A 13,497-nucleotide genomic window follows, 5' to 3' on the forward strand; every position below is an offset into this window, starting at 1 on the left:
TTACGTTTGTGTGTAGCTATTTTATGTCGTTTTCTTTTCTTTCCGCAAGGCATGTTCTAATAAATTTAGTTTATGAAATCAATGTTATTGTAAAGCTTTTATTCTCGCATCTAATTCTTTCTGTGCTTCAGGATTGGTTATTTTCTCTTTTACAACTTTATACCATTTTGTAGCATTTGCTTTATCACCTTTTTGGTCATATGCTTCGGCCAGGTTTAAAATTGCTTCAAGATTATCAGGCTGTTTTTCAACTACAATTGCAAAATGTTCAATTGCTTTGTCATATTGCCCGCTTTTAACACCGCCTAATCCCAGTATCATCTGGCCAAACACATTACCAGGGTCTCGTTGTACCACTTCTCTTATGGCAGCTATCCCTTCCATAGGATTATCTGAGATATTACCAAAAATGTAACATGCACCCAGTCCTATTTTGCTGCTATCGTTAGACGGATTAACCTTTAAGGCCTGTTGAAAAAGATCTTTTGCATTCGTAGCTAACCAATTTTGCATCGGAGGATCTGTCTCCGTTTTTAAATTGTTTAAAAACAAATGGGCTGCAAAGGTGAGGTTTTTTTCAGAATTTTCCAACTTAGCTGCCTGGGCAGTATAAAATGCGTAAGGTTCAAACAATTTTATAGTGTCTCCCCAAAAGGAAGCCAGCTGTTTGTATACACTAAGTTGCTGATTTTTAACGTCTCCTCTTTTAACGCTGTTTTCTAAAGATGTTACTTTCTCTAATTGCTGCGCGTTTAATCTTTCTTTTGCGTGTGTCAGTAATTTTTCTGTATCTATCTTTTTTTGTACGTGTGGCGCATCGGCCGCAACAGCTTCAGTTTTTTTAGGAGGAATTGTATTTCCGAAAAAGAATAATAAAATGAGCAGTATAAACGCACCGCCGACCAATATTAGTTGTTGTTTTCTCACAATTACTTATTATCCCGCAAAAGTAATACATTGGCATTGAGGATAATAAGTAAGTTAGTTAAAAAGCAGTAAGAAGTATAAATTGTATTTTTCACACAACCATCATTCTTCATCTAATTGTCCTTCATCTGCTGTACCTTCTCCTTTTCTTTTGCTTTTTACTTCTATTACAAATTCTTTTGCCGGTTTAAAAGCAGGTATAAAATGCTCTGGTATCTCTACCGCGACATTTCTCTTAATGTTTCTTCCAATTTTGGCTGCCCTCTTCTTGGTAATGAAACTTCCAAAACCACGTATATAAATATTTTCCCCGTGTGAAAGACTGTCTTTTACCTCTTTAAACATGGTTTCTAGTGTTACCAATACATCAACTTTCGGTATGCCTGTTTTTTCTGATATTTGATTTATTAAGTCTGACTTTCTCATGGGTATTTGTATTTTCGTTTCTGCACACTTATCTAAATGATTTTATAGAACTTATGAATTTAGCTGATTTTTTTGTATTCATTTAATTTTTCACAGTAGCAAATCGGGTTTTACATATAGGTTTTATATAAAACAACTGTTAATTAATGTTATTTGCGCTCCACATTCTATATTATAAGTAAAAATGAAAAAATTATTTACCCAAAAAATAATGGAATGGCATGTTAAAGATAATAAAAGAACCATGCCATGGAAGGGAGAAAAAGAGCCATATAAAATTTGGATAAGTGAAATTATTCTTCAACAAACACGTGTAAAGCAGGGCCTTTCATATTACAATAATTTTATTGAGAAATTTCCAACTATAAAAAGTCTCGCTGTAGCGCCAGATGAGATGGTTTTTAAGGCGTGGGAAGGATTGGGATATTATACCAGGTGCAAAAATCTTTTAGTTACTGCCAGAAATATTGTTAACAATCAAAATGGGCACTTTCCCTCTACTTATAATAATATTATTGCGCTAAAAGGAATTGGCCCGTACACTGCTGCGGCAATTTCTTCTTTTGCGTACGGACTTCCACATGCTGTGGTAGATGGCAATGTTTTTAGGGTGCTGGCCAGATATTTTGGGGAAGAGCTTCCTATCGATTCCACAAAGGGAAAGGAATATTTTACATTACTGGCAAACGAGTTATTGTTTAAAAAAGATTCAGCAGTCTATAACCAGGCAATAATGGATTTTGGCGCAACTGTTTGCAAACCTCAAATTCCCGAGTGTGAGCATTGTATTCTTCATAAATCCTGCCGTGCCTATAATAACGGGATGGTAAATATGTTGCCGATAAAAGAAAAACAGCTCGTGAAAAAAAAGCGCTGGTTTACGTATTTTATATTTTCATTAAAAAATGAGGTTTTAGTGAATAAAAGGTTGCAAAAAGACATATGGGAAAACCTGTATGAATTTTATTTATTAGAAACAGAAAACGAATGGGAATGCAAATCTGACGAAATACAAAAATGGCTGTACGGTCAATTAGGCGTCACAACATTTAAAATAGATAATATCTCTAAAACGTTTAGCCAACAGTTAACACACCAAACTTTAAAAGGTCGTTTCGTAACTGTAAGTATAGATAAAATACCTGTCGGGCTGAAACATTTACAAGCCGTAAAAAAAGAAGATTTGACAAACTTAGCTTTCCCTAAATTTATTAATCAATATCTTTTGCTTGAAAAAGCTGCATAACTTCCTGAGCCTGCTGAAGTATGGAGGAAGACGCAGGATTTATCATTTTGAATATGACTTTATTTTTTGCAAAAAATTTCCAACATTTTTTGGTTCATCATCATACATCAACAATTTTTTTTGTGGCGAATACAGGAACATCGACGGATACTTCCGGGGTCCGAATTTGCTAATGAATTCATTCTTCAGGTCCTGCACGATCGTTACATTTTTACTGCCGTATAAATTATTACCATACTTTGTCATAAAGTAATTAATATTTGCCTCGTTGTCGAGAGTAACTAAATAAATAGCTGCTTTATTCAATTCCTGGTAATGCTGGTTATAGGCTTCCATTGCATGCTGGCAATGGTCACAACTAACATCAAAAAAAACGATAAGCAATAATTTACCCGGCTGCAGGCTTTTATTTGTGAATACGGTTTTATCTAGTTTATAAAAAGTAAAATTCGGAATTGTTTGCGCAGGATGTTGTGCATTTGCCCCTGTGGATATAAATAAGATTAAAAGAAATAGCTTAAAAAAAATTTTCATTATTAAAAATAAGGGATTGATTACATTAATACTCAAAATGACTTGGGAAAAACTTATTTTTTATTTTTTTTAATAAAAATTCTTTTTTTTCAAAAATCACTTTATCTGTTGTTACATTAGAATTCGCAGCCACGATTTTTTCTGATAATTCTACCGCTGCTTTCTGAAACTTCTGCAAGGCAGTTTAATTATATTTTTAAAAATTGCCAATGGTAAAAATAAATTTATCATTAATAAGCAAAAAGAATAATACATTGCCTATTAAAAGAAAATTCAATGCTTAAACTCTCCTATTTTTCGCTTATTATTCTTCTTTTTTCCTGCAGCAGTATAAAAAAGCAACGAAATTCCGACAGTTATAACGAACCATATCGGCCGCAGATTCATTTTTCTCCCAAAGAAAAATGGGTAAATGATCCTAATGGTATGGTTTACTCTAATGGTATTTATCATTTATTTTTTCAATATTATCCTGATAGTACTGTGTGGGGCCCCATGCATTGGGGCCACGCAACCAGCAAAGATTTGATACATTGGCAACAGCAACCGATTGCATTATATCCTGATAGTTTAGGTTATATTTTTTCAGGAAGCGCAGTAGTCGATGATAATAATACGTCAGGTTTTGGTAAAAACGGAGTGGCGCCTTTAGTAGCCATTTTTACACATCATGACCCTGCCGGCGAAAAACAAAAAAGAAATGATTTTCAAAATCAAAGCCTTGCCTATAGCCTCGATGAGGGAAAAACATGGATAAAATATGCAAAAAACCCGGTTTTAAAAAATCCAGGAATAACTGATTTTCGTGATCCTAAAGTTTTTTGGTACGAAGCTCAAAAAAAATGGATTATGACTCTTGCTACAAAAGACAGAATAACATTTTACTCGTCCCCCGATTTAAAAAGCTGGACAAAAGAGAGTGAATTTGGAAAAGAGGTTGGGGCGCATGGCGGCGTATGGGAATGTCCAGATTTATTTGCGTTAGAAGACAATGGAAAAAAAGTGTGGGTACTGATAGTAAATTTAAATCCGGGTGGACCAAACGGAGGCTCTGCCACGCAATATTTTTTAGGAGATTTTGATGGTAAAAATTTCACTTCTTATGACACAAAAACAAGATGGTTAGATTACGGACCGGATGAATATGCAGGTGTAACATGGTCTAACACAGGAGACCGAAAAATATTTTTAGGTTGGATGAGTAACTGGCTGTACGCTAATCTTGTTCCTACAGTTGCATGGAGAAACGCAATGACCATACCACGGGAATTAAAACTTTCACACGTGCAGAATGATCTGCTGGTAACATCTCTGCCTGTAGCAGAATTAGATAATATTCGTTTAAACTCTGTTAGTCTAGATAATGTTGAAGTAAACAAAAAATTAGATATATCCTCAAAGGTTGGCCAGGTAAGTTTCCCTTGCAAAATCGAGCTCAATTTTGATAAACCCGTTGATTTTTCAATTATCTTATCTAATGACTTGAATGAAGAAGTAATAATCGGATTTGATAATAGTAAAAAGCACTTTTTTATAGACAGAACACATTCTGGTAAAACTGACTTCTACAAAGATTTTGCTGCCACGCATTTTGCACCTCGCTTTAGTGATAGCAGTACAATGAATATGTCGCTTATTATTGATGTTAGCTCCGTCGAGTTATTTGCAGACAACGGGAAAACAGTTATGAGTGAAATATACTTTCCCAGTCAGCCCTTTAACCATATCAATTTACAGGCCCCTGCAAGCACTCAGCTAAAAAAATTAAATTATAGCAATTTGAGAAGCATTTGGCATTAGTAAAGGCAATATAAAGAGCTTGCTAAAAAAATAATAATTTTGCCTCAGCGCAAAAAGATTTATTTTGGTTATTTCTATACCTTATCAAATGGTTTAACTATTCATTTTAAATTTCTTACAGCGCTTTACATATAAATTAAAACTACACTATGAAAAGAAATCGACTTTTTCTTAAACAAAAGTTTACTCTTGTTTTAACATGTATTATCTTAATTTCCACTTTCGCTTCTGCGCAATGGATTGAAAAAACAAAAGCTTTTAAAGCAAGGTCTGAGGTAGCGGGGGTTGTATATGACTCCAAAGTATATACTTTTCTTGGATTCGGTAATTCCAGGCTGGAACCAGAGCCAAGCGCTGAAGTGTATGATCCGGCATCCGACACTTGGACATTGCTTGCTTCTATACCAGAGGCTTCGGCCAGAACTCACCAGGGTGTAGCTTTAATAGACAATACTGTTTGGCATATAGGTGGCCGTGTTGGCCAAAATCCCGGTCCTTTAGGCAGTGATATATGGATTTACAATATCAGTACAGACTCATGGTCTCGCGGACCTGAAATCACAGACCCGGCGACAGGACAACCTTTGCTTTGGGCAGCAGGGGGCGCAGTGCTGTTAGGTCGGACCCTTCATATCATCGGCGGCTTCGTACAAACTGCATGTAATAACGATCAGTCAACATATCATTTGACTCTCGATGTCGATAGCTGGCTTGCAGATCCATCAAAGCCTGCTAAATGGGAAAATAATCTTGCCCCACTTCCAATAAAACGAAATCATTTTGGTACAATAACTTTAGGTGGCAAAATTTATGCAATTGGAGGACAATTTGGTCATGATTGCGGCGGAGGACAAGATCAAAGGTTTTCCCATGTTTATGATCCTGCTACTGATACATGGACTGAGCTGCCTTTATTGCCAACTGACCGATCTCATATAGAAGGCGGAACATTTGCGATGGATGGAAAAATATACGTAGTTGCAGGGCAGGGAAATGGCGGTCGATCCAGCGATGCTGTAACAGTATTTGATCCTGCGGGCAATGGTGGTGCGGGCATTTGGGAAGATGAACCGTCATTAACTCTGCCCAGAAGTTATGAAGGCGTATCAGCTAAAGTAATTGGCAATACTTTTATTATCTCTCATGGCGGCGAGGGCTCGAGTTATATGGGAAGAAGATTTACCTATACAAGGTATATCGACCGAAATCCTGTATATAAACTGGGATTTTCTTCAGGTTGTTTAAACCTAAGTGCTGCTGCCGGCACTTCTGTTAAAGGTAAAACGCTGCTTTTTACTATCGACGGTAGCAAGAATTATACAACTTCTACAAACGCAAGCTGGTTAACAGTTAGTAAAAATGCTACTGGCACCGCAGTTCCAAGTGCCGTAGATATTGAACTTACTGCCAATACCACAGGCCTTGCTCCGGGAAATTATAATGCCACTGTTACTGCCACCGGAGCGGGAGATGGTCCCGAATATACAGAGACAACCTATTGTGTAAATCTAACAGTTACCGGAACAGCTCCTTCTACAACTGACACCTTACAGGCAGAAGAAGCAACAATATATGGAGGAGTAGTGGCCTCAAATCATGTTAATTACGCTGGTACTGGCTTTGTCGATTATCAACAACCTTATGATGATTTTATCGAATGGTCGGTTAACAGATCCGAAGCAGGTTCCGTTCTTCTTCAATTCCGGTATTCTAATGGCAGAGAAAATGATAGACCTTTAAAGCTGGAAGTTAATGGAGTTGACGTAGGTACAAACATATCGTTTCTATCTACCAATTCCTGGACAGACTGGAGGATAGCGGAAGCTACCGTAAATTTAAACGCAGGAATGAACACAATCAAACTAACTGCTGTAGGTTCGAGTGGTCCAAATATTGACTACGTGGCAATTAGTAATAATAATACACAAGAGGCTAAACGTTCGGCAGACAAAAACTTGGTGCAAACAAATAATGTATTAAAAGCCTTTATTACACCGAATCCAGTTTCAGAAAATGCAAAACTTATATTAACTACCTCTTCAAAACTTCCTGTTGAGATGGAATTAATGGATATGCTAGGGAAAACTTATCAAAAAAGAAAATTTGTAAACAACGGTTCAAACTCTTTTGACTTTTCAGTCAAAGGTCTTCAGACTGGCATGTATATTATCAAAGTAAAGCAGGGAAATAACTATAATTCAACTAAATTAATTATTAAGAATTAGTATCATTTTTTAAAAAAAGTTAATAAAAAAGTCCTGAAGAGCTACTGCTTTTCAGGGCTTTTCATTAAAAGATAAGGGTTCCAAACCCTTTAGTAATAAACCAAGATTTTCAGAAAATAATTTTATCTGCAACCATCTTCATTCATCTTTCGTCTTGTGTCTACATCAACAGACTTATCGAGTGGCACAATCAACAAATAAATTACAAGGATCTACAATTGTGCGCTGTGCAAAATAAATTTTAAAAAACTTTTATAATTAAATAAATTTACGTTACCTGTTATGTCGTACTGCACTCTTTGTGTTAGACATCAACTGGCATGAATCTGTAAATAGAAAATATCTTATTTTTTTGTTTTGTTTCTTCCGAAACTTCCAATCTTCTATCGATTTCTCAATTATATGAGATATAAAGCTCAATTAACATTCAATCTTTTATGTTATTGTTTTTTTACTATTCTTATATATAAATGTTATGAAAGAAACTCGATATACTCATCGCTTACCCGCTACTGTATTTATTTCAATTACTCTTCTGATCTCAATTTCATCTTATAGCCAGTGGATACAAAAACCGGATGCTTTTAAAACAAGGTCTGAGGTTCCAAGTACAGTTTATAATTCTAAGCTTTACACCTTTCTTGGATTTAGCAACTCTAGTCTTGAAACTGAGCCAAGTTCAGAAGTCTATGATCCCGCAACAAATACATGGAAATTGCTTACTTCTATTCCTACCAATGAATCAAGGACCCACCAGGGAGTAGTTTTAGTAGACAGCACTGTGTGGCATATCGGTGGACGAGTAGGTAAAAACCCCGGGCCTCTTACAAGCAGTATATGGATCTATAATATTAGTAAGAACATTTGGTATCGTGGTCCTCAAATAACAGATCCGGCCACGGGCGAACCTATACCTTGGGCAGCTGGAGGAGCTGCTTTATTAGGGCGAACACTACACATTATTGGCGGTTTTATTATTAACGCATGTAATAATGATCAATCTACTTATCATCTTACCCTTGATGTCGACTCCTGGCTTGCCGATACATCCAAGCCTGCCAAATGGATGAATACTCTTGCTCCGCTTCCAGTTAAAAGAAATCATTTTGGAACAGTAGTACTTGGAGGAAAAATATACGTTATAGGTGGACAATTTGGTCATGATTGTGGCGGTGGACAAGATAAACCATACTCACATGTCTATAATCCAGCTACTGATACTTGGACAGAGCTGCCCCTGTTACCAACACCCAGATCTCATATAGAAGGAGGCACATTTGCTATGGACGGAAAAATATATGTAGTTGCAGGACAAGGAACAAATGGGGCTTCTACAAATAAAGTAACCATATTTGATCCTGCTGCAAATAATGGAGCAGGAAGCTGGCACGATGATCTTTCTTTGACCCTGGGTCAAAGCTATGAGGGGGTTTCATCTAAAGTAATTAATAATACTTTTATTTATTCTCATGGCGGAGAAGGCTCGAGCGCAAACACAAGGAAAGAAACTTATAGCAGAACAATAGCGCGCAATCCTGTATATAAACTTGGTTTTTCTTCAGGTTGCTTAAATTTAACTACAGATACCGAACAAATAGTTAAAGGGAAAACTCTTCTTTTTACAATTGATAGCAGCAAAAGTTACACAACTTCTTCAAATGCAGCATGGTTAACAGTCACTAAAAATGCATCTGGTCTAGCAATTCCAAATGCAGTTGATGTTGAAGTTACCGCTAATACTTCCGGCCTTGCTCCCGGTACTTATAATGGTACGATTACAGCAACCGGTACAGGTGCTGGCCAGGCTTATACTGCAGCCACTTATTGTGTTAATCTAACAGTTAAAACGATTAATAGTATTAATTCTTCCTCAGATACCCTGCAAGCGGAAACAGCTACATTATCCGGTGTAAAGGTTGCCTCTAATAATTCCGGCTTTACCGGAACCGGGTTTGCCGATTATATAAATTCATCCGCTGATTATATTCAATGGTCTCTTAATAAGCCTGTTGGTGGCTCAACTTTACTTAACTTCCGGTATGCAAATGGCGCAACAACTAACCGACCTTTGCAACTAGAAGTAAATGGAGTTGTCTTATCTTCCAGCCTTGCATTTCCTTCTACAGGTTCCTGGTCAAAATGGTCCTTTGTCACAGCTACAGTTAACTTAAATACAGGCATAAATACAATTAAGCTAACGGCTATGGGGTCTAGTGGACCAAATATTGATTATCTTATCACCACCGACAATACTTTACAGGCAGAATCAGCTACTTTATATGGCGCTAGGGTTGCCTCTAATAATCCGGGCTTTACCGGAACCGGCTTTGCTGATTATATAAATTCAACAGGAGACTATGTTCAATGGTCTTTAAATAAACTAATGGCTGGTGCAACTTTACTTAACTTTCGATACGCAAATGGTGCGACAACTGACCGACCATTAAAATTAGAAGTAAATGGAGTTCTTGTCTCTTCTGGTCTTTCATTTCCTTCGACTGGTTCATGGTCAAAATGGTCTTCTGTTACAACTGCAGTTAACTTAAATACAGGCATCAATACAGTAAAACTTACAGCTACTTGGTCTAGTGGGCCAAATATTGATTGTCTTACCATCAGCGACACTACTATTCAAATGGCTAACAGGACTCCAGCCGATAAAAGCATTATTCTTAATGGATCTAATTCTTTAAAAGCTTATGTTTCGCCAAACCCCGCTTCCGGAAATGTCAGGTTGTTAATGACCACTTCGTCTACTGCTCCTATAAATATGGAACTAATGGATATGTCAGGCAAAACTTTTAAAAATATGAAGTTGGCAAATAACGGTTTAAATAGTTTTAATTTTTCTGTGAGAGATCTTCCTGCCGGGATATATATTATAAGAGTGAAACAAGGTAATAATTTTGCAACTACAAAATTTGTAGTAAATAATAAAACGTCAAAATAAAAACAAGGAATAACTTTTAAAGAATACCTTATATCAGATAAATATGTTTCTTTATTATCGAAAGCAATTCAACCAATTGCTTTCGATAATTTTTATAAAAGAATTGCCTCATTTTATAAAACGGTGAACTTCCCAATTCTTTCGTCACCTGTTTTAATCATTTCACACGTTTTTTTAATTTTATCTTCAAAATCTTCCAGGTCTTCACTTAAAAAAATCCATGTGTGTGCTGCTCCATCAATATCAAAGATCATATTGGATGTATGAATCTCATTTTGTAAAGCATCAAAAAACTGAGGTTGGGTAGCAACAAAAACCCCGTTAAACTCAGGTTGATTTTCCCTTTCACGCAGTAGCATCAGCAGTTTTTTATTGGCAAAAAGGCCATAACAGCCGAGCATTTTTTTAATTTGCGGCCTTACCGGATATAGGAACCTAAGTACGTAATCATACGGAATTGTATAATTCATATAAAACTTTTGAACATCTTACTCATTTCTATTAAAATGTCTCGGTCGCTTTTAAATCAATCTTAAATAATATTAAGCATTAAATTGCTTATAAAAACAAAGAAATGATTATTTATAATATAACAATAAAAATAGAATGGTCGGTTGCAGAAGAGTGGCTTCAATGGATGCAGGAGGTTTATGTACCAGGTGTTTTACATACCGGATGTTTTGAAAAACACCAGTTTGTGCGGCTGGTTCAGGTTGATGAAACAGAAGGCCCTACCTATGCATCGCAGTACTATACATCGGCCTTAAGTAAATATGATTATTATTTGCAGCACCACGCAGCATCGTTTAAAAAACAAATAAAAGATAAATGGGGTGAAAAATATATTGATTTTCCTACTTTAATGCAGGTAGTTGAGTGAACACTTATAAAAATTGTCAGAATGCAAATAATTTTTTAATTAACATCTCTACACCGGCTTCATCAGAATCTTAGAAAAATTTTTCGGATGGTTAAAAGCTAATAAATTTGCCGCGGAATATTTCTAATTAAAAATAATAAAATGAATAAAGCTGAACTGGTTGCAAAGATTTCAGAAGACACAGAAGTAACAAAGACACAGGCAAATGCTGTATTAGATGCTTTTGTTGATAATGTTACTAAAACTTTAAAAGAAGGTGGCAAAGTTACTTTAGTAGGTTTTGGAACCTTTTCTGTATCAAAAAGAATCGAACGTAATGGTCGTAACCCACAGACGGGAGAGACAATCAAAATCAAAGCTAAAAAAGTAGCTAAGTTCAAAGCGGGCAAAGAACTTTCTGCAAGAATATAAGTATAAAATCGATCAAGAAATTTTTATATACAGCTATCGGATATTCTAAATATTTGAACTGAAATTAATATGAGGCTTGGCAGATTACACTTCTTGGTGTAGGTTTGTACGTTTTAAATAAAAAAATTAAAATAAATATTATGGGCAGAGGTGATAAAAAAACTAAAAAAGGTAAAATTTTTAAAGGTTCTTTTGGTAAAAGCCGTCCGGCAAGAGTAACAAAGGCAGCTAAACCTGTTGAAGAAAAGAAAGAAGCTTAATTTGAATGGAAGGTTGATTGAGTACAGTTTAACTTGAAATGCTCAATCAACCCCTTACTAAATTGTATTTACATTGATACGTTTAGGGAGCTATCCTTTCTATTTTCCAGTTTTCTTTTTGTTTGGTGTATTGTATCCTGTCATGCAGACGACTTCTTCGTCCTTGCCAAAATTCAATTTTTACTGGTTTCACTATATATCCGCCCCAGTGCGGAGGTTTTGGTATATTTTCTGTACCAAACTCTGCTTTATATTTTAGCACATTTTCTTCTATAATATGTCTTCCTGCTATCGGTATGCTTTGAGGTGACGCCCACGCTCCTATCTGGCTTGCTACCGGTCTTGTTTTAAAATATTCCTCACTGTCTTCTTCGCTTAATTTTTCCACGACACCTTCGATACGTATTTGCCGCTCGAGCTCTTTCCAAAAAAATACAAGTGCTGCATGAGGATTTTCTTCCAGTTCTCTTCCTTTGTGACTTAGGTAGTTGGTGTAAAATTTAAAGCCCTCATATGTAAATCCTTTCAATAACACAATTCTAGCTGATGGTAACCCTTCGGGTGTAGCTGTCGCTAATGTCATTGCATTCACTTCTTCTATATGACTGTCTACTGCTTCATTCCACCATTCTGAAAACTGGTCGAATGGATTGGCCTTTACATCTTGCTCAAGCAAAGACTTTAACTTATAATCCTTTCTTATATCTGCGATCACCTGGTTCATAATTTTATTTTTTAGCTCCGAATCCTTTTATTAGCAATGTTACAAGTATGTAAATACCTATCCTAATTCAATGGCAGGGTCCCAAAATACTTTTTCGAAATCTACGATTTTACCTTTTTCTACCCTTATTCCTTCTTTATGCAAAAGCTCTTCCATTAATGTTGGTGTGGCAAAATGTACTTTACCCGTCAGCATACCATTTCTGTTTACTACGCGTTGTGCAGGTACAGGAGGTGTTATAATAAAACTTCCATGCATGGCCCAACCGACCATTCGTGAAGATGATTTTGCACCGAGATAGCTCGCAATAGCACCATAGCTTGTAACCCTCCCTTCCGGTATCTGTCTTACAACATCCCATACGTTTTGAAAAAAAGTATAATTTTTACTGTTACTGTCTATGGGAAGTTCTAAAGAGGATTTGTTCTTTTTCATCTTGCACTGCGCTTATTCTAAAGAACGATTTATAAATTTAATAAGCGGCATCAGCGCACTAAAAGCTGAAACAATTTTTTGAAGCAGATCTTTTGAAACCAGGTCTTCATCTGTAAGTGTTTGGGTCGCCACTAAACTTTTTAATTTTAAATATTCTATGGCAGGATTATCTTTTTCATATCCTTTCGGCTCACGACTCAATTTAAATTCTCCCTGTTCTAGCTCGCCATATATATTTTTAAAGTCTTTTTGCTGAATTATATCACGAAATTCGTCCCAGCTATAATCGATCTCCTGCCTGATCTTTTTAAGTTGCTGGATTTCGGGCATCCAAATGCCGCCACCAGCCATGCTTTTGTTTCCCGGTTCTATATGCAAATAATATCCGGCGAAGCCGGATTTCTTACCATCCCTGTCAAAACTTGCACCCATGTGATGTTTGTATGGAGTCTTATCCTTGCTAAATCGAATATCACGATATTGACGAAAAATACAATTCTTTGCTTGTAATGGTGCTATATCTGAATCAACTTTTCCGAACGATGTAATTATACCTGATACCAGTTTTTCAAAATCGTCTTTTGCATCATTAAACAAGTGCCTGTTTTCTTCGAACCACAGTTTGTTGTTATTCTTAGTAAGCTTTTTTATAAATGCCAGGGTACTTTGTTGTAGCATG

General features: G+C 36.2%; 14 protein-coding genes. 7 read left to right on the plus strand and 7 right to left on the minus strand.

Annotation, left to right across the window (positions count from 1 at the left end):
- Positions 1-84 precede the first annotated feature (84 nt).
- Complete coding sequence (locus B154_RS0126430) at positions 85-927, minus strand: tetratricopeptide repeat protein (protein ID WP_157580976.1); 843 nt, start codon at positions 925-927, stop codon at positions 85-87.
- A gap of 102 nt (positions 928-1,029) precedes the next feature.
- The gene (locus tag B154_RS0126435) at positions 1,030-1,353 is read right to left on the minus strand and encodes an HU family DNA-binding protein (RefSeq protein ID WP_018617373.1); all 324 of its coding nucleotides are present in this window, start codon (positions 1,351-1,353) and stop codon (positions 1,030-1,032) included.
- A gap of 184 nt (positions 1,354-1,537) precedes the next feature.
- Between B154_RS0126435 and mutY the strand changes: the two genes are divergently transcribed.
- A complete protein-coding gene (gene mutY, locus B154_RS0126440; protein WP_018617374.1) occupies positions 1,538-2,599 on the plus strand; it encodes an A/G-specific adenine glycosylase in 1,062 nt (353 codons plus the stop codon).
- Between the two features lie 42 nt (positions 2,600-2,641).
- Here the strand turns inward: mutY and B154_RS0126445 are convergent, their stop codons facing one another.
- A complete protein-coding gene (locus B154_RS0126445) occupies positions 2,642-3,133 on the minus strand; it encodes a peroxiredoxin family protein (RefSeq protein WP_157580977.1) in 492 nt (163 codons plus the stop codon).
- Between the two features lie 276 nt (positions 3,134-3,409).
- Here B154_RS0126445 and B154_RS0126455 point away from each other — a divergent pair, with 276 nt between their 5' ends.
- From B154_RS0126455 to B154_RS0126465, 3 genes are all read left to right on the plus strand, one after another.
- Positions 3,410-4,933 (plus strand): glycoside hydrolase family 32 protein, encoded by a 1,524-nt coding sequence (locus tag B154_RS0126455; protein WP_018617377.1) that lies wholly within the window; start codon positions 3,410-3,412, stop codon positions 4,931-4,933.
- Positions 4,934-5,082: 149 nt separating this feature from the next.
- Complete coding sequence (locus B154_RS0126460; protein ID WP_018617378.1) at positions 5,083-7,158, plus strand: T9SS type A sorting domain-containing protein; 2,076 nt, start codon at positions 5,083-5,085, stop codon at positions 7,156-7,158.
- 475 nt (positions 7,159-7,633) lie between these two features.
- A complete protein-coding gene (locus B154_RS0126465; RefSeq protein WP_018617379.1) occupies positions 7,634-10,108 on the plus strand; it encodes a Kelch repeat-containing protein in 2,475 nt (824 codons plus the stop codon).
- 113 nt (positions 10,109-10,221) lie between these two features.
- On the opposite strand, the gene B154_RS0126470 is transcribed toward B154_RS0126465, so the two are convergent.
- Positions 10,222-10,578 carry a PIN domain-containing protein gene (locus B154_RS0126470; RefSeq protein ID WP_018617380.1) on the minus strand — a complete coding sequence of 119 codons (357 nt, stop codon included), beginning with the start codon at positions 10,576-10,578 and terminating at the stop codon, positions 10,222-10,224.
- A gap of 104 nt (positions 10,579-10,682) precedes the next feature.
- Here B154_RS0126470 and B154_RS0126475 point away from each other — a divergent pair, with 104 nt between their 5' ends.
- The 3 genes from B154_RS0126475 to B154_RS31705 all read left to right on the plus strand — a co-directional run bounded on the left by B154_RS0126475 (position 10,683) and on the right by B154_RS31705 (position 11,659).
- Complete coding sequence (locus B154_RS0126475) at positions 10,683-10,988, plus strand: DUF4286 family protein (protein ID WP_018617381.1); 306 nt, start codon at positions 10,683-10,685, stop codon at positions 10,986-10,988.
- Positions 10,989-11,129: 141 nt separating this feature from the next.
- Positions 11,130-11,399, plus strand: coding sequence for an HU family DNA-binding protein (locus B154_RS0126480; protein ID WP_018617382.1), 270 nt, complete (start codon positions 11,130-11,132; stop codon positions 11,397-11,399).
- A gap of 140 nt (positions 11,400-11,539) precedes the next feature.
- Positions 11,540-11,659 (plus strand): 30S ribosomal protein THX, encoded by a 120-nt coding sequence (locus B154_RS31705; RefSeq protein ID WP_018617383.1) that lies wholly within the window; start codon positions 11,540-11,542, stop codon positions 11,657-11,659.
- 82 nt (positions 11,660-11,741) lie between these two features.
- Here the strand turns inward: B154_RS31705 and pdxH are convergent, their stop codons facing one another.
- The 3 genes from pdxH to B154_RS0126500 are packed head-to-tail and all read right to left on the minus strand — an operon-like array spanning position 11,742 to position 13,496.
- Entirely contained in the window at positions 11,742-12,383 is a 642-nt protein-coding gene (pdxH, locus tag B154_RS0126490) for a pyridoxamine 5'-phosphate oxidase (RefSeq protein ID WP_018617384.1), read from the minus strand.
- A 57-nt stretch (positions 12,384-12,440) separates the two neighbouring features.
- Positions 12,441-12,818 (minus strand): MGMT family protein, encoded by a 378-nt coding sequence (locus B154_RS0126495; RefSeq protein ID WP_018617385.1) that lies wholly within the window; start codon positions 12,816-12,818, stop codon positions 12,441-12,443.
- A 12-nt stretch (positions 12,819-12,830) separates the two neighbouring features.
- A complete protein-coding gene (locus tag B154_RS0126500) occupies positions 12,831-13,496 on the minus strand; it encodes a DUF2461 domain-containing protein (RefSeq protein ID WP_018617386.1) in 666 nt (221 codons plus the stop codon).
- Position 13,497: the final 1 nt, after the last annotated feature.

It is taken from the genome of Segetibacter koreensis DSM 18137 (assembly GCF_000374045.1).
In the GTDB taxonomy this organism is placed as follows: domain Bacteria; phylum Bacteroidota; class Bacteroidia; order Chitinophagales; family Chitinophagaceae; genus Segetibacter; species Segetibacter koreensis.

What these genes read in the sequence shown, in the direction of transcription:
- B154_RS0126435 (WP_018617373.1), bottom strand. Translation starts at nt 1,353, where the DNA reads ATGAGAAAGTCAGACTTAATAAATCAAATATCAGAAAAAACAGGCATA.
- mutY (WP_018617374.1), top strand. Translation starts at nt 1,538, where the DNA reads ATGAAAAAATTATTTACCCAAAAAATAATGGAATGGCATGTTAAAGAT.
- B154_RS0126445 (WP_157580977.1), bottom strand. Translation starts at nt 3,133, where the DNA reads ATGAAAATTTTTTTTAAGCTATTTCTTTTAATCTTATTTATATCCACA.
- B154_RS0126455 (WP_018617377.1), top strand. Translation starts at nt 3,410, where the DNA reads ATGCTTAAACTCTCCTATTTTTCGCTTATTATTCTTCTTTTTTCCTGC.
- B154_RS0126460 (WP_018617378.1), top strand. Translation starts at nt 5,083, where the DNA reads ATGAAAAGAAATCGACTTTTTCTTAAACAAAAGTTTACTCTTGTTTTA.
- B154_RS0126465 (WP_018617379.1), top strand. Translation starts at nt 7,634, where the DNA reads ATGAAAGAAACTCGATATACTCATCGCTTACCCGCTACTGTATTTATT.
- B154_RS0126470 (WP_018617380.1), bottom strand. Translation starts at nt 10,578, where the DNA reads ATGAATTATACAATTCCGTATGATTACGTACTTAGGTTCCTATATCCG.
- B154_RS0126475 (WP_018617381.1), top strand. Translation starts at nt 10,683, where the DNA reads ATGATTATTTATAATATAACAATAAAAATAGAATGGTCGGTTGCAGAA.
- B154_RS0126480 (WP_018617382.1), top strand. Translation starts at nt 11,130, where the DNA reads ATGAATAAAGCTGAACTGGTTGCAAAGATTTCAGAAGACACAGAAGTA.
- B154_RS31705 (WP_018617383.1), top strand. Translation starts at nt 11,540, where the DNA reads ATGGGCAGAGGTGATAAAAAAACTAAAAAAGGTAAAATTTTTAAAGGT.
- pdxH (WP_018617384.1), bottom strand. Translation starts at nt 12,383, where the DNA reads ATGAACCAGGTGATCGCAGATATAAGAAAGGATTATAAGTTAAAGTCT.
- B154_RS0126495 (WP_018617385.1), bottom strand. Translation starts at nt 12,818, where the DNA reads ATGAAAAAGAACAAATCCTCTTTAGAACTTCCCATAGACAGTAACAGT.
- B154_RS0126500 (WP_018617386.1), bottom strand. Translation starts at nt 13,496, where the DNA reads ATGCTACAACAAAGTACCCTGGCATTTATAAAAAAGCTTACTAAGAAT.